This window comes from Chitinophaga sp. G7 BAM 1005 (assembly GCF_057126945.1).
This window is the reverse complement of sequence record NZ_CP181478.1, coordinates 4,609,992-4,625,738: the sequence shown is the minus strand read 5'-3', so window position 1 is coordinate 4,625,738 and position 15,747 is coordinate 4,609,992. Positions and strand designations below refer to the sequence as shown.

At 47.3% G+C, this 15,747-nt stretch carries 13 protein-coding genes; 11 read left to right on the top strand and 2 right to left on the bottom strand.

The window, feature by feature from the left end; genetic code table 11:
• The 11 genes from ACMXI2_RS18420 to ACMXI2_RS18370 all read left to right on the top strand — a co-directional run bounded on the left by ACMXI2_RS18420 (position 1) and on the right by ACMXI2_RS18370 (position 12,489).
• Positions 1-1,461 (top strand): RagB/SusD family nutrient uptake outer membrane protein, encoded by a 1,461-nt coding sequence (locus tag ACMXI2_RS18420; protein ID WP_483777551.1) that lies wholly within the window; start codon positions 1-3, stop codon positions 1,459-1,461.
• Positions 1,462-1,488: 27 nt separating this feature from the next.
• Entirely contained in the window at positions 1,489-2,256 is a 768-nt protein-coding gene (locus ACMXI2_RS18415) for a hypothetical protein (protein WP_483777550.1), read from the top strand.
• Positions 2,257-2,285: 29 nt separating this feature from the next.
• On the top strand, positions 2,286-3,221 hold the full coding sequence (locus ACMXI2_RS18410; RefSeq protein WP_483777549.1) for an ABC transporter ATP-binding protein: 936 nt from the start codon (positions 2,286-2,288) through the stop codon (positions 3,219-3,221).
• Positions 3,221-5,551, top strand: a complete 2,331-nt coding sequence (locus ACMXI2_RS18405; RefSeq protein WP_483777548.1) for an ABC transporter permease subunit — start codon at positions 3,221-3,223, stop codon at positions 5,549-5,551. The genes ACMXI2_RS18410 and ACMXI2_RS18405 overlap by 1 nt, the downstream gene beginning before the upstream one ends.
• A 34-nt stretch (positions 5,552-5,585) precedes the next feature.
• A complete protein-coding gene (locus ACMXI2_RS18400; RefSeq protein WP_483777547.1) occupies positions 5,586-6,899 on the top strand; it encodes a MutS-related protein in 1,314 nt (437 codons plus the stop codon).
• A complete protein-coding gene (locus ACMXI2_RS18395) occupies positions 6,896-8,215 on the top strand; it encodes a MutS-related protein (RefSeq protein ID WP_483777546.1) in 1,320 nt (439 codons plus the stop codon). The genes ACMXI2_RS18400 and ACMXI2_RS18395 overlap by 4 nt, the downstream gene beginning before the upstream one ends.
• 53 nt (positions 8,216-8,268) lie before the next feature.
• Positions 8,269-9,750, top strand: coding sequence for a S41 family peptidase (locus ACMXI2_RS18390; RefSeq protein ID WP_483777545.1), 1,482 nt, complete (start codon positions 8,269-8,271; stop codon positions 9,748-9,750).
• A gap of 174 nt (positions 9,751-9,924) precedes the next feature.
• The gene (locus ACMXI2_RS18385; protein ID WP_483777544.1) at positions 9,925-10,815 is read left to right on the top strand and encodes an SDR family oxidoreductase; all 891 of its coding nucleotides are present in this window, start codon (positions 9,925-9,927) and stop codon (positions 10,813-10,815) included.
• Between the two features lie 6 nt (positions 10,816-10,821).
• Positions 10,822-11,100, top strand: a complete 279-nt coding sequence (locus tag ACMXI2_RS18380; protein ID WP_483777543.1) for an NAD(P)H-binding protein — start codon at positions 10,822-10,824, stop codon at positions 11,098-11,100.
• A gap of 26 nt (positions 11,101-11,126) precedes the next feature.
• Positions 11,127-11,549, top strand: coding sequence for a hypothetical protein (locus ACMXI2_RS18375; RefSeq protein ID WP_483777542.1), 423 nt, complete (start codon positions 11,127-11,129; stop codon positions 11,547-11,549).
• Positions 11,550-11,565: 16 nt separating this feature from the next.
• Complete coding sequence (locus ACMXI2_RS18370) at positions 11,566-12,489, top strand: helix-turn-helix domain-containing protein (RefSeq protein ID WP_483777541.1); 924 nt, start codon at positions 11,566-11,568, stop codon at positions 12,487-12,489.
• A 159-nt stretch (positions 12,490-12,648) separates the two neighbouring features.
• Here ACMXI2_RS18370 and ACMXI2_RS18365 read toward each other — a convergent pair whose 3' ends face one another.
• Both ACMXI2_RS18365 and ACMXI2_RS18360 read right to left on the bottom strand, forming a co-directional pair.
• Entirely contained in the window at positions 12,649-12,987 is a 339-nt protein-coding gene (locus tag ACMXI2_RS18365) for a hypothetical protein (protein WP_483777540.1), read from the bottom strand.
• A gap of 110 nt (positions 12,988-13,097) precedes the next feature.
• Positions 13,098-15,746: an ABC transporter permease gene (locus ACMXI2_RS18360; protein ID WP_483777539.1), complete on the bottom strand. Its 2,649-nt coding sequence runs from the start codon at positions 15,744-15,746 to the stop codon at positions 13,098-13,100.
• Between the last annotated feature and the right edge of the window lies 1 nt (position 15,747).

Genomic DNA, 15,747 nt, shown 5'->3' with positions numbered 1-15,747 from the left:
ATGAAAAAATTTGCTTTCAATATAACTGCAGCCAGTGTGCTATTGTCAGGCCTGTTGGTAACAGGTTGCAATAAGCTGCTGGATATAAAAGACCCGATAAATTCGATCACTACCAACCAGGTTTTCCAGAACGACGAGCAGGCAGGCACTGCGCTCAATGGTTTGTATTCTTATCTGATCAACGGTGGAGCGAACGAAGTTTATTCGAACGGGGAACTGGGCGGTGATCTATACAGTGCCGGAGGAATTACGCAGGCCGCCGGGCACTCGGCAGACGAATTATATGCGCCCTCGCTCAGCGGCGGGTACCTGTACTATGCAGAAACGGCCGCCAGGCTCACCTTGCAGAACACGGGCTATTCCCCGAAAATATGGAAGACGGCCTATAAGGGCCTCTTCAATGCCAATGCCCTGATAGAAGGAGTGAAAGGCGCCACGTCGAAAGAGTTTACGGAGGCCTCCCGGAAACGGGTCCTGGGCGAAGCGATGGCCGTAAGAGCAATGAGCTATTTCTACCTGGTGAACCTGTTCGAAAAAATTCCCCTCGCCTTATCCATCGATTATAACGATACACAAAAACTTCCTTCCGCCAACCCTGCCGCCGTGTATCAGCAAATCATCAGTGACCTGGAGGAGGCGTCGGGATATCTTTCCGAAAATTACGATGGTAACAACACGGAGCGCATCCGGATCAATAAATGGTATGTGAAGGCAATGCTGGCAAGGGTATACCTGTTTACCAAAGACTACGACAAAGCCTGGCAGAATGCGAACGAGGTGATTGGCCACACTGACCTGTTCCAACTGGAAAACCTGAACAACGTGTTCGGCATATCCAGCCGGGAAGTTATTTTCCAATTGAAGCAGACTAATACTACGGGGGTACGCGGCAATGCCACGCCCGAAGGGTATAGTATGACAACCCGTTACCTCTCGCCGATGCTGATGAATGCTTTCGAAACGGGCGATAACAGGAAAACTGCATGGGTCGCGACCATCGCCGGCAATCAATATACACCTGCCGGTTTTACGCCGGCCAAGTACAAGATCAATATGAACAACCGTGTGGTAGGAGGGAACCTGTCCGAATATTACGTAGTGATGCGGCTCGCGGAAATGTACCTGGTAAGGGCGGAAGCGAACATGTTGCGGAACGCGGCCAATAAAAATGCCGTGATCGATGACCTGAACATCATCAGGGCGCGCGCAGGGTTAACCGGTTTGCCTTATACTTTAACCGACCAGCAGGTAACGGATGCCATCGCGCAGGAAAGGCGCGTAGAGTTGTTTGCTGAATGGGGACACCGCTGGCTGGACCTCAAAAGGACGAACAAGGCTACAGACGTGCTTTCAACGATCTCCTACAAACAACCGTGGAATCCGTATCAGTTGCTATACCCGGTTCCTCCGGACGAGATCCGCCTGGACAACAATCTCTCCCAGAATATCGGCTACAACTAAAACGTAATCAATCTTAAATCAAGAAAGATGTTTCAATTCAGCTTCAAAAAATATTTCAAAGCAGGCGTGTTGGCAGGAGGCATTATGTTGCTCGTTACTGCCTGTAAGAAGGACGTACCAGCGGAGATTTTTCCGGCGTCTTTGACGATCGTAAATGGTATTAACGATAATACCTCCTTCCTGACCGCCTATTTTGGAACTTCACAGCCCAGGTACTACATCAGGCTTTCTTATGTAGGCAATGGCCGCTCTTTTGATTATGCCACCGATAAAATGGACCTGCCGCTTACGTTGTTCAGGAACAACGATACGCTTCAGCCAAATAAGCCCTTCGCAAAAACCAGCCTGAAACTGGAACCCGGCGGGATCTTCACGCATTTTGTGTACGGTAGCCCAACGGAGATAAAACAAAAAACCGTAAAAGAACAGCTTCCTTCCCGCAATGTGAATGATAGTGTGGCCAATCTTCGGATCATTAATCTCTTCGATAACCGGCCGATCGACGTGGTAGAGCTGGAACCGGTGCCTGGAACTATGGTCTCCAATCTGGCCTATGAACAACTGTCTGATTTTATAAAAGTCCCTACCAACGTAGCGGTACAGAACTACCGCTTCGAGGTAAGAGATCATGCAACTGGCGTTACATTGGCCACCTTGTCCCAGGAAAATATTTTACCGGGTACTACCACGCCAAATGCCGATTGGCTGTTTAAGGCACGTACGATGCTGGTAACCGGCACCTGGACCTCCGAGGGCGTTTTTTCGGCCAGGGCAACCAGTATTGGTCATTATTAATCCAAGTTTTAAATCATAAGCAACACTATATGCAGCCTATATTAAAGGTGGAGAACCTATCGCATAAGTATGCCAGTTCCTGGGCCATACGCGAAATAAATTTTGAGATCAATGATACCGGTGTTATAGGATTGCTGGGCTCCAACGGGGCCGGCAAGTCTACCACCATGAATATCATCTGCGGCACCCTGCTGCAAACGGAAGGAAATGTTTCCATCAATGGATTGAACATCAAAGATGATCCTATTGAATATAAAAAGCAGATCGGCTTTTTGCCACAGCAGGCGCCTCTGTATATGGACTTTACCGTGCAGGAATACCTGGAGTATTCTGCGCAGTTAAGGTTGATGGATAAGCGCCTGATTAAAAGTGCCGTGGATGAAGTACTGGAGAAAACGTCTATTACGCAGATGAGGTCACGCCTCATAAAGAACCTGTCGGGCGGTTATCGCCAACGGGTAGGGATCGCGCAATCCATCATCAATAAACCGAAAGTGGTGATCCTCGATGAGCCTACCAACGGTCTCGATCCCAACCAGATCATTGAAGCAAGGAAACTGATAAAAGAAATTGCGAAGGACCGTGCGGTATTGTTGTCGTCGCATGTGTTGTCCGAAATTAACCTGCTTGCCAAAGAGATCATTATGATCGAAGCCGGGCAGGTGGTGTTTTCTGATACTCTCGATGCTTTCAATAACATCCTCCAGCCCAATACCATGGTGGCCAGGATGCTCCATATGCCTGCGCCGGAAGAATTGATGGCGATAGAAGATGTACAGAAAGTAGAGTTGCTGCCGGATCACAAATGCCGGATCTGGTTCCAGCCCAACGACGATCTGGCGGAAAGAATTGTGAAGAAGAGTGCAGAGAAAAACTGGCGGCTCACTGCTATTCACACAGAATCTTCCGGTATGGACGATGTATTCAAACAATTATCATCAAATTCTTCTTCAATCTTACACTAATGAAAGTAGTTTTTAATATAGCGCGGGCAGAATTACGATACTTCTTCTTTTCGCCGATCGCATGGTTTGTATTGATTTTATTCCTGATGTCCAGTGCGGGCATTATCATGGGAAACCTGGCGGATACTGCAATGCAGCAGGACGCCATGCTGGAGTTGCAGGGCGATGCTTTCCCGGGGTTTCTCAATACGCCGCTGACCAAAATGGTAATCGGCAAGGGGCTCGATACGGTGCTGATGATCTTCTTTTTGTACATTCCGCTGTTGACTATGGGCGTCATCAACCGTGAATATGCGGGAGGGACTATTAAGTTGCTTCACTCGTCGCCTGTAAAAACACGCCAGATCATCCTGGGTAAGTTTCTGGGTGTGTACAGTTTTGTATGCCTGATGATCTTGATTTTTACGGTGGAGGTGGGCATATTGACCTTTTCTATTAAGAATGTAGAGTTCCTGCATATTATGTCGATGGTGTTGGGCTTCTTTTTACTGGCGGCCATGTATGTGGCAGTAGGGATGTTTATTTCCAGTTTAACTTCGTACCCGATTGTTGCCGGGATCGGAACATTTGTGGTGCTGATCCTGTTCTCAACTTTAGGCATGATGTTCCAGGGAACGGATTATGTGCGGGATGTCACCTGGTTTCTTTCCAGTTCGGGAAGGATAGAGAGCTTCCTGGCTGGTCTGATTACAACAAAGGATCTCGTTTACTTCTTCAGTATTGTTTCCCTTTTTATCATCTTTACCATCATCAAAACGAAATCCGTTACCGAGTCGAAGTCATGGCGTGTGTCTGCAGGCAGATACCTGTTGGCATTCGCGATAGTGGTGGTTGCACTCGTTGTTACCTCGATACACGGGCTTATTGGCTATTTGGATGTGACAAGAGGCAAAATAAATACACTGCATGAAAATACCCAGGGGGTATTGAAGCAGCTGGACGGATCGCCGCTGAAAGTAACACTGTATACAAACCTGTTTGGGTATAATCTGATCAATGGCGTACCTACCGCGCGCAATACCTATCTGTGGAACTTCTGGGCCAGGTACCGTCGCTTCTATAATAATATGGAGTTTGAGTATGTGTACTATTACGATGTGAACGATGGTGACAGCTCGATATATCTGACGTACCCGGGCAAAACGCTGCCGGAAATAGCGGAGAAATACGCGGAAATGAATAAAACCGACCTCTCTATCTATAAAACACCCGCAGAAATCAGGAGTCTCATCAACCTGGAGTCGGAACCGAAAGGCTTATTGATGCAGGTGGAGTATAAAGGGAAAAAAACGTTCCTGAGAACGTACTCGGACCCGGAGGTTTTTCCGAACGAAAGGCATGTTTCCGGTAGCCTGTTGCGTTTAATAAATGATACAACGCCTACGTTTAAATTTTTGACAGGGCACTATGAGCGTTCAGCCCTTAAGTTCGGCGAACGGGAATATGGGAACCATGCCATGAATAAATCATCCAGGAACGCGCTGATTAATATGGGATTGAATTTCGATACTATCCCGGCCGTGGGTGTGGGTGCCGGTAAGTTTACGCCTGAAGACGTACTGGTAATATCCGATCCGAAATCAGTATTGGATAAGGCCATTGTCGATAGCGTTAAACAGTACATCGACAGAGGAGGAAATGCCATGTTCTATTCCGAGCCAGGCAAGCAGTTTATCATGAACCCGATTCTGAATCATGTGGGGGTAAATTCAGACGAAGGCACCCTTGTAGAGCCGAACCCGCAGGATATGCCGCACAAGTTTGCCGGATTGATTGCCAAAAAAGGTATGGACATGGCGGATGAGCAACCGTTTTTCTACGTCAAAAACGGTATCGGCAATGGCTGCTCTACCAATATCATTGGCGCCAGCGTATTAAGCTATTCTGATACCACCGGATTTAAAGTAGAACAGATTACCACAATACATAACAATGCAAATACCTGGGTAGAAAGAGGCACATTGGTTGTGGACTCCGCAGCGCCTATATTCAATAGCGCGGAAGGGGACTACAGAAGGGAAGCGCCCTATCCGGTGGGCCTGCAGCTTACCCGCAAAATCGGCAACAAATTGCAGAAGATCATTATTTCCAGCGATGCAGACATGATGTCTGCTGCTAAAGGAGACGGAAAGGATTATGGCAATGCGTTCTACAGCTACACAGTGGATAACAGGTTCCCGGTTTATCACAATTTTCCGGTGCCTACAGATATATGGTTGACGATCAAAAAGGTCCCGGCCAAAACATTGAAGATGGTGCTTCAATATGTTATACCTGCCCTTATTCTGGCTGCCGGTATCGTGGTATTGATAAGAAGAAAACGCAAATAGCAGGCACTTTCATTGTTTCATAAAAAGTATAATTATGTATTTGCAGACAGATTTGCAGACGATGGATGATCTGCGCTTGTTTTCGAAAGCAGACACACAGGGTATTTTCGATATTTATAATCATTCATTTACCCGTGGTGGGCAAACCATTATGGAAGCCATGTTCAGGAAACCACTGAACAACAGGGAAGCGATCATCAAACGGATCAAAATCATTACTGCTTTTGTGAAAATGAAGGCCTCCTTTCCTTTCGATGGCGCCATGCTGGACCAGGCAGAGAAATACATCTCCTTTGACGATAACCCGGATGGCGGAACAAAAGTTTCACTCAGCGAAAAGGAAGTACAGAATGGGATTATTTCAATAATCGATCTTTTCCATGCACTCAGAAAGTACCTGGAGTCGCCGGAAATGGCAGGGGTGAAAGAGCTGGAGGAAGAACGGCTGGCGGCTATCGGGGTGTTGAATGACCCGGTTTTTATACCGGTGTTTAACGAAAACCCGAACGCCAGGATTTCATTCGCCGCCGTTACGGCTTTTGATGTGTTGATCCGTAGTAAGGAGAAAAGGAAAGTGCTGCAACTGCTGCATTTTATTTATCATATCGATGTATATGTTTCCGTGGCGCAGGTTACCCGGAAACATAACATGGTATTCCCTGTGGTGCATCCGAAAGGAACCAGCATTTTAAAAGTGGATGGTGTATACCATCCGCTTTTAAAAAATGCGGTGGCGAACAGTCTGCATATGGGACCTTCCCGTAACCTGGTTTTTCTTACGGGCGCCAACATGGCCGGGAAGTCCACTTTCCTGCGTTCGTTCAGTACCGCAGTTTATATCGCGCACATGGGCTTCCCGGTAGCCGCGGCGGCTATGGAGTTTTCTGTGATGGACGGCGTATATACAACGATCAACCTGCCTGATAACCTGGGCATCGGGGCCAGCCATTTTTACGCAGAAGTATTGCGTGTGAAGAAAATAGGACAGGAACTCAGTGAAGGAAAATCACTGTTTGTATTGTTCGACGAATTGTTCCGCGGTACGAATGTGAAGGATGCGCTGGAAGGAACCCTGGCTGTTTGTAATGCGTTTACCAACCGGAAAGACAGTAAGTTCATCATCTCTTCCCATATTATAGAAGCGGCAGACGAGTTGCGGAAAAAGGAAAGCGCCGCGTTTTATTTTCTTCCCACCGTGATGAAAGGGACTGTACCTGAATACACGTATACCCTGCAGGAAGGCGTTACCAATGATAAGCATGGAATGATTATTATTAATAACGAAGGTATACTGGACATTCTTAAGCGCGGAAACAAAGGCGAAAAAAAATTAAATAAGCAATTATGAGTTTTAAAATAGATCGCCAATCGATAGGGGAGCTGAACCTAATGGGGAAATTCCGTCAGGGGTCAGTATACTTTTTATTCAATAAAGTGAAAACAAGGATCGGCGAGAAGCTGATGGATGAGATGTTTTCACATCCGCTGAATGATGCCAACGCTATCAACCGGCGGGTAGCGATTTTTGAGTTTTTTGAAGAGAAAGGTGTCACATTTCCTTTTGAGGCCGACCAGGTTGCCCTGATGCGGGAATATATTGATACTACGGCAGGAAAATCGCAATGGGCGGTGACGGTGGACATACAACTGCAAAAGTTACTGGCGGGCCTCACGAAAGACGGCCGTTTCAAAAACACGCTGCTGCAGTTGCAGGCAACGATCGTAACGCTGAAAAAGTGTTTTGGACTGCTGGAGTTACTGAAACGGGAAAACAGTCCTTTGCAGGACCGTGTAAAAGCCTTACTGGCCATCATGCAGCAGAAAGACATCCGCAGAATCCTGGACAGCGACATCTACAAGTCGATGTCAACGGGAACGGTATCCGAGTATGATTTCCTGCTGCGCAACCGGCACAACGAAGCTATGAAGGACGTGCTGCAGTTCATTGCGGAAACAGATGTATACATCGCAGTCAGCAATGTATCGCGGGAGCGGCATTTTTGTTACGCAACGGCAGTGGAAAAAACCGAAAACCTGTTCCATGCCCGGGGGCTCAGGCATCCCTGTATTTCAAAAGCGGTAGGCAACGATATACAAATGATGGAGGGCAGTAATGTCCTGTTCCTTACCGGAGCCAATATGGCGGGTAAGTCTACCTGGATGAAATCTATCGGCATCGGTATGTACATGGCGCATATCGGTTTCCCGGTAGCCGCTTCCGAAATGGTGTTTTCGGTACGCGAAGGCATCTTCTCCAGCATCAACGTGGCCGACAACATAGCAATGGGGTACAGTCATTTTTACGCGGAAGTAGTAAGGGTGAAGGATGCTGCGCTGGCCGCAGCCACCGGCGAACACCTGCTGCTGATGTTCGATGAATTGTTTAAGGGCACCAACGTAAAAGATGCCTTTGATGGTACCCTGGCCGTTACGAGAGGGTTCTCCGAATACAACAATTGCCTGTTTATCGTATCCACTCATATCATCGAAGTGGGAGAAGCGCTGGAAGACCTGTCCAATGTGCAGTTTCGGTTTATGCCTACTGTACTGGAAGGAAATGTGCCCAGGTACACCTACACTTTACACGAAGGGATTACCGAAGACCGGCAGGGTATGATGATTATCGAAAACGAGGGAATCATTGCGCTTATCAATAAAATGTAGCCTGGGAGAAACGCTCACCTGAACATATCACTATTTTAAAAAATCACAATAGCATGAAGCAAATTTTTGCCTCAGGGATACTTATGTCCCTGCTCTCCACATCTGTTATGGCCCAGGTACAACCTTTTACCGGATTTACCAGGCAGGATTTGAAAGATGATTTTAAATACGCCGTTGAGTTGTTGAAGAAACAACATCCAAATCCTTATAAGTTCACGGACACCGTTACGTTTAATCGTAAAATGGATTCCCTGATGAACCGGCTGGATAAAGATCCGTCGATATTAAGCAGTTTGCGGTATTCTCCCGTACAGTTATTCAATGATGTGCATCTGAAAATGGATTATGATGAGGAGCGTGTGGTGGACGTATTTTATGGTATGAATCACTTTCCGCTGGCTACCACCACTTTTAAAGACAGGATCATTGTTAATGCGAAAGGAGAAACCATTCCTTTCGGTGCAGAGATACTGAGTATTAATAAAATGCCTGCGGCAAAGCTGCTGAGCGAAATCGGCTACGCTACTTATAGCGATGGATTTATCAGAACAGGCGCCGATCGCACCGGAACAAGTCTTAGTTTGTTTATCAGCCTCATTTTTCCGGAAGCCACCAACTATGAAGTAGTATACAAAGAGCAGGACGCTAAAAATTCCACTACCATACAGCTGAAAGCTGTAGACGCTAAAACCGGTTACCATAACCGGAGCCTGGGAGAGCTGCCCTTTAATACTTTCCTGAAGCGTGCTTATGTAACGAAGGAATACCAGGATAAGGAATCTACGGCCATCCTGACCGTTCTTACATTTATGCTGCAGGAAAATGCCATGTATAAGGAGCTGAACGATTTTTTCGCGGAAGTAAAGAAGCGTAATATCAACAACGTCATTATAGATATCCGGTCGAACGGAGGAGGTAACCCGAATATGTCTGCCCTGCTGTATTCCTTTGTGGCATTACGTCCGTTCGATAATGTATTCAATTACCGGACAAAGAACATACAGATGCATGATCCCGAAAACCTGTTGAATGGTTATGGAACCAAGATGGGGGAGGAAGAAGTAAAGCAGACCGAGAACTTCCTGAAACAACGGTTCGATTACGACAGCGCGGCAGGGTTCTACTATGGTAATGCGCGCCTGACGGAAGGTTCCATTTCCAACTATCCGCCGGATAAGAATAACTTTAAAGGTAACGTGTATGTGCTGATCAGCGGCGGTACGGTAAGCGCGGCCACCTACTTTGCTGCACTGGTTAAGAATAACAAACGTGGTGTGTTGGTAGGCGCCGAAACCGGTAGCGGTGAAGCATCTACTACAGCGGCATGGTTCAATACCTATAAACTGCCTAAAACGAAAAGTAAGTTAACCATTCCGATGAGCGAAGTGTATTTTATGAAAGCTAAGCAGGATAACGGACGAGGTTGTCGCCCCGACAAAGAGTTAACCTTTGAAAGCTTTCAGCAATATATCCGTGCTGGCAAAGATCCGGAGATCCAATATACATTGGATATGATCCGGGCCGGTAAGCAATAGTATCCGGAAATAATTATATGCTGATTTGAAAAAGGGTGGCTCGTAAGAGGCGCCCTTTTCCTGTAATTGAGGATGATTGTTTTTTTTTACGGTTTTAGCTAAATCAAACGCAGATTTGGATAAATCCGGTTGACAAAAGCAGCGGATCTTTGTATCAGCAAAAGAAAAATAATCATGCGCATATTTGTTACAGGAGCCACGGGCTTCATCGGCACTGCCATTGTGATGGAATTAACAGCCGCCGGCCACCAGGTATTAGGGTTGGCCCGCTCGGATGCAGCTGCCCAAAGACTTATCAAAGCAGGCGCCGGGGTTCATCGGGGCGACCTTGAAGACCTGGAAAGCCTTCGGAGCGGCGTCACTCAGTCGGATGGCGTGATCCATGCAGGGTTTATCCATGACTTTGGCCGATTCAAGGAAGTATGCGAGGTGGATAAAACAGCCATCGAAACCATCGGCGAAGTACTAGCCGGTTCTAACCGTCCTTTTATCGTTACTTCCGGCACAGCGCTGGTCTCCCCGGGCAAACTGGCTACTGAAGATATAATCCCGCCATTCAACCCGGGCTGGCCCCGGGCTTCTGAACAGGCAGCAGATGCCGTAGCCGCGCTGGGAGTCCGTGCAGCAACCATCCGTTTATCGCCATCGGTGCATGGCGACGACGATAAGCATGGCTTCATACCCATTCTGGTTAACATCGCTAAAGAAAAAGGGGTGTCCGCTTATATCGGCGAGGGCCAGAATCGCTGGAATGCTGTACACCGGCAGGATGCTGCCCGTTTGTTCCGATTGGCTTTAGAGAACGCTGAGCCGGGAGCCCGCTATCATGGTTCAACCGAAGAAGCCATTACAGTTCAAACGATAGCCAAAGCCATAGGCAAACAACTGAATCTTCCGGTAGTTTCGGTAGCGCCGGAAGCTGCCGCTGAACATTTTGGCTGGTTTTCACATATGGCTGCGATCGACTGTCCGGCGTCGAGCATATGGACACAGGAGCATCTGAACTGGCGCCCAACGCATGCTACTTTGCTAACTGATATTGAAAACGGCGTTTATACCAAATAAGAAGCGATGAAAATTATTGTAACGGGTTCCTTAGGAAACATCAGTAAGCCGCTGACAGAACAATTAATCGCACAGGGACATGTGGTGACTGTTATCAGTAGTGACCCCCAAAAAAAAGCAGCTATCGAAAACCTAGGTGCGATACCCGCCATTGGTTCGATTTCCGATGTCAGGTTTTTAACCAATACTTTCAAAAACGCAGACGCAGTTTATGCTATGATTCCTCTGAGTTTTACCGAGCCTGATCTGACCGGCTACCAGCGCCGGATGGCGCAAAATTCCTGACGCTTCGTTATTCCGGCCTTTGGGCCTTGCTAACCGGCAAGACCGGCCTGCTGATGGGAAATTGCGGAGGAGAGGATCGCATTGTGTTTGTATCGCCAAAGGACATCGCTGATGCCGTTGCCGAGGAATTGGTTGTATTACCTGAAGAGAAAACTATCCGTTACGTGGGCAGCGAGGAAATGACCTGTAACGAGGCCGCCAGGGTTATTGGCACCGCGGTGGGCAAGCCGCCCTGGTTAAAGTGGGTGCTGCTTTCGGATAAGGAGATGCTGGAAGGTTTGAAAATGGCTAAAATACCGGAGAAGCTGGCCGGGACCCTCGTGGAAATGCAGGCCGCCATGCACAGTGGCAAGACCCTGGAGAACTTTCACCAGAACCGGCCGAAAATGGGTAAGGTCAAACTCGCTGATTTTGCCCCGGAGTTTGCTGCTGTCTACCAGAAAAAATAACGAACTTTAATTGACGATGAACAATCCGCAGATTTTCCGTTTTCACACTATCACCGAATATCACCGGGCTGCAGGCCTGCCTAACCCGGCACACCCGCTGATCAGCGTGGTCCATATGGATGATTTGAACAGGCCGCTTGCTGAAAGCCCGTTCAGCCTGATCTATGATTTTTATTCGATCTCCATGAAAAGGGTAAAGAACGCGAAATTCAAATATGGGCAGCAAGCCAGCGATTTTGATGAAGGCGTGCTGTTCTTTATGTCTCCCGGACAGGTGTTTGGGGTGGAATTTGAAAAAAGTGCCATAATGCACCATCCCGAAGGCTGGATGATCCTGATCCATCCGGATTTTTTATGGAATACCCCGTTGGCTAAAAACATCAGACAATACGAATTTTTTAATTACGCTGTTAACGAAGCGCTTTACTTATCTGACAAAGAAGAAACGATGCTCACCACCATTGCGCAGAATATTGAGCAGGAGTACCATGCCAATATTGACCGGTTTAGCGGGAACGTGATCATCGCCCAACTGGAACTCCTGCTGACCTATTCAGAAAGATTCTACCAGCGCCAGTTCATTACCCGCAAGATTGCCAGCCATGAGGTACTCACCAAACTGGAGGATCTGCTCGCTGGTTACTTTAACAGCGGCGCCCTTGCCCTAAAAGGACTGCCCAGTGTGACGTATATTGCTGAAAACTTAAACATTTCACCAGGTTACCTAAGCGGTTTACTCAAATCCCTTACCGGTCAGAATACCCAGCAGCATCTGCACAACAAGCTGATCGAGCTGGCTAAAGAGAAGCTATCGACAACTAATCTCTCCGTCAGCGAAATCGCCTACGAGTTAGGTTTTGAACATCTGCAATCATTCAGTAAACTGTTTAAAACCAAGACCAACCTCTCGCCGCTGGAGTTCCGTCGTTCTTTTAATTGACTTGTTTAAGGTATATTAATATTTACAAATGGGGAAGAAAGTGGTAGGTGCAAGCTTTATCGATGCACGAACTATGCCGTACTACAGATACCGGTGTTTACAACACATACAATTACTAACAATTAACATAATTGCACCAACTTCCGATCCTGCTAAAAATCATGCCTTTAGTTGTGAGCGCTTAATTTTGCCGATAAAATAATGAATTACCAGGGCCAGTATCGTCCAGTAAATAGCAAACCCAATAACCAAAAATGGAGGTGGCGAATCCGGCAAATTGATAAGAGGAAGCATGGGGCCTACCAAAACAATTTTAACAGGATATAGAATTGCGGATACAATGTGCTTCCATCCTGTTAATGATTCAGTGCTTAGAAAAGACTCCCCGCTTTCAGGAATGAGCCGGACGACGGAGCGAAAAATTACGTTATATAGAAAAAGAAAGGCAAACCCGGCAATGAGGAAGAGGAGAACAAATTTTTTTCTTGAAGTTTTCATGACGTTGTTTTTATGATGAAGAGGAAAACTTTGAAATGTAAAGTAAATGAAAGTACTTTGTATTTCAAAGTGAATGAAGAGAAATTACCGGGAATTGACTCAGGGATATCCTATTCACTCTTTAGCACGGCCACCGGGTTGCTCCTCGCGGCCTTCAAAGTCTGCGTCCCGATCATAATGAACGCGATCAGCAGCACCGCCAGTAAGCCAACGAACAGTTCGGGGATTTGTACGGGTGTATGATATGGGAAATTGCGGAGCACAACGATTTTGAAGAAGAAGTAAGTTACCGGTAGGGCAATGAGTGCCGATACAGACAGCAGAAATAGAAAACCGCGGCTCAGTAAGTATATAAGATTGCCGGCGCTGGCGCCCATCACCTTTCGGATGCCGATCTCCTTTAGCCTTGTTTCAGTAGTGAATACCACCATTCCGAACAATCCCATTGATGCGATGGAAATGGCCAAAAAGGAAAGGAAGCCAATGATCTTGATCATAGTGGAAAATTCGCTGTAAGCATCTTCTATTGCTTTGTCATAGAATTCAGCCATAAATGGATGGACACGATCGATCTTCTTCCATATGGACTCGATCCTGGCTACTGTGGCCGGCATGTCGGCGCTTTGTATTTTGGCGCTGATGATGGCCCTGTCATCGGGTGTCCAAAACGTGAATGCTACCGGCCCGATGAGGTTCTCCACCTTACCATAGTGAAAGTCTTGCATCACGCCAACAATGGTCATTTTGCGTCCATTCAATGTGATCTGTTCCCCGATTGCTTTCTCCGGGTGGTTGCCGCCTATGTTGAATCGTTTTAAAACCTGTTGGTTAACAATCACCTCGCCAACAGCCTGGGCTGTAACGGGTCGGGCAATAAAATTTCCGCCGGCAAGAAGTTTATAGTCATGCAGCGGCAAATAGTTTTCATCAATGTGGTTAGTCATGACCAGAACAGAATCCCGCGAATCTTTGTACTTCATATTGCCGCCCCAGGCGTTTCCTACGCCGGTGGTAATCAGGGACCGGGACAGTGCAGTTACTTCCGGCATCTCACTGAGTTCCTTAAGCAAAACGTCGGGTTTATTATCCTGCATGTTGATATTCAGAATGTTTGCCGTATTGAATCCCAGGTCGAATGCAAGTATGTTCTTATACTGAACATAGCCAATCGCGGTTGTTGTAATAAAGATCAGCGTAACGGTGTATTGAATTACTACCAAAGAGCGCCTGAGTGTCAGGTGTTTGAACATTTTTACCGGTGAAACATTTCCGAACGCATTGATGGGGCTGACTTTGGAAAAGAATATAGCAGGGAGGAAGCCGGCAATAACACCTACGGCAACAGAAAAGACGATAAAGGCTGCAACCATCAATGGCGTGAGATGGAGCTTCACCGTGCGCTGCATCTCCGGAGCCATGTTGATCAACAGCGGCCGCAATATGAGGAACAGGAGAAATGAAAGAAGAAGGGCTGCCAGGGAGATCATGACCGCCTCGGCCAGGAACTGCAGCTGTACCTGGCTCTTTCCGGCGCCGATAGCCTTGCGAAGACCTATTTCCTTAACGCGGCGCATAGCGCGCGCTATTGAAAGATTGGTATAATTGAAACACGCGGACAATATCACAACAAATGCCAGTCCGCCAAGTATCCAAAGCACAACAGGGGGCATGTGAGGGCCGGTGAAGCCAGGGCCGCCCTCAGATTGACGGAGGCTCTCTCCAACCACAATGTTATATAAAGGAAGCAGTTCGAGCCGGATCTTAGTATTTTCTTCGGCGAGGTTTTCCTCTCTGGCCAGCGCATTGAGCTGCGACCGGATTGCAGCCATGTCGGCATTCTTCGAGGGCAGGATGTACACGGAGTTGGACCACATGTTTGTCCATGCGGCAAAACGGTTATCGCCTTTATTGATTTGTTCAGCCGTGGACAACGACACCAGCGCTTCGAAACTGATGTGCGAAAAGAAGGGAACGTCCTTCATGATACCGGTCACCTGGTAAACGAGTGTATCGATTTTGACTGCCTTGCCAACCGCAGCCTGGTTGCCGAACAGCTTCTTTGCTGCCGTCTCCGTGAGAACAATCGAATACGGATCTTTCAGCGCCGTTTCGGGGTTGCCTTCCACCATCGGAAACGTAAAGATCCTGAAAAACGATGGCTCTGCCCAGAAACCCTTGATGGGGAGAATATTGTCGCCCACCTTTGCATCGCCCGAAAAGTCGTTGCGCATAATGGTCACTTCTTCAATGCCGGTTACCTTCTCGCGGATGAGCCTTCCCGTTTTTATGGATGTGGACGCAAACTTGCCGCCATCTTCACTTTTGGAGGTCAATACATTGGTGATGCGATAGATCTTCTCGCCATTTTTGTGGAACCTGTCATAGGAACGCAGGTCGAGTACAAACGCGATCAACAGTAATCCAACGGACATACTGATGGAAAGACCCAGGATATTGATGAATGAGAACAGCTTGTTGCGCATGATGTTGCGCCCTGATGTTTTGACGTAGCTTCCGATCATGATCCGGTTCATAAAAAGATTGACAAATATTGATCTTCGTACCGTATAACTTCTGAAGAACTTGAAGGCATCAATTATGTAGATCAGCTTTGCACGGCGTGGCCCCAGGGATTGTACATTCCGCTCAAAGCATTCGTTGAGATCCCCTGTAAGGTCCTCTACAAGCCCGGGCCTACAATACCATTCTACAAATCGCTGCGCCCAGGAGGGCGGATGGTGTTCCCGTTGTTCTTTCATG

What these genes read in the sequence shown, in the direction of transcription:
- ACMXI2_RS18420 (WP_483777551.1), top strand. Translation starts at nt 1, where the DNA reads ATGAAAAAATTTGCTTTCAATATAACTGCAGCCAGTGTGCTATTGTCA.
- ACMXI2_RS18415 (WP_483777550.1), top strand. Translation starts at nt 1,489, where the DNA reads ATGTTTCAATTCAGCTTCAAAAAATATTTCAAAGCAGGCGTGTTGGCA.
- ACMXI2_RS18410 (WP_483777549.1), top strand. Translation starts at nt 2,286, where the DNA reads ATGCAGCCTATATTAAAGGTGGAGAACCTATCGCATAAGTATGCCAGT.
- ACMXI2_RS18405 (WP_483777548.1), top strand. Translation starts at nt 3,221, where the DNA reads ATGAAAGTAGTTTTTAATATAGCGCGGGCAGAATTACGATACTTCTTC.
- ACMXI2_RS18400 (WP_483777547.1), top strand. Translation starts at nt 5,586, where the DNA reads ATGTATTTGCAGACAGATTTGCAGACGATGGATGATCTGCGCTTGTTT.
- ACMXI2_RS18395 (WP_483777546.1), top strand. Translation starts at nt 6,896, where the DNA reads ATGAGTTTTAAAATAGATCGCCAATCGATAGGGGAGCTGAACCTAATG.
- ACMXI2_RS18390 (WP_483777545.1), top strand. Translation starts at nt 8,269, where the DNA reads ATGAAGCAAATTTTTGCCTCAGGGATACTTATGTCCCTGCTCTCCACA.
- ACMXI2_RS18385 (WP_483777544.1), top strand. Translation starts at nt 9,925, where the DNA reads ATGCGCATATTTGTTACAGGAGCCACGGGCTTCATCGGCACTGCCATT.
- ACMXI2_RS18380 (WP_483777543.1), top strand. Translation starts at nt 10,822, where the DNA reads ATGAAAATTATTGTAACGGGTTCCTTAGGAAACATCAGTAAGCCGCTG.
- ACMXI2_RS18370 (WP_483777541.1), top strand. Translation starts at nt 11,566, where the DNA reads ATGAACAATCCGCAGATTTTCCGTTTTCACACTATCACCGAATATCAC.
- ACMXI2_RS18365 (WP_483777540.1), bottom strand. Translation starts at nt 12,987, where the DNA reads ATGAAAACTTCAAGAAAAAAATTTGTTCTCCTCTTCCTCATTGCCGGG.
- ACMXI2_RS18360 (WP_483777539.1), bottom strand. Translation starts at nt 15,746, where the DNA reads ATGAAAGAACAACGGGAACACCATCCGCCCTCCTGGGCGCAGCGATTT.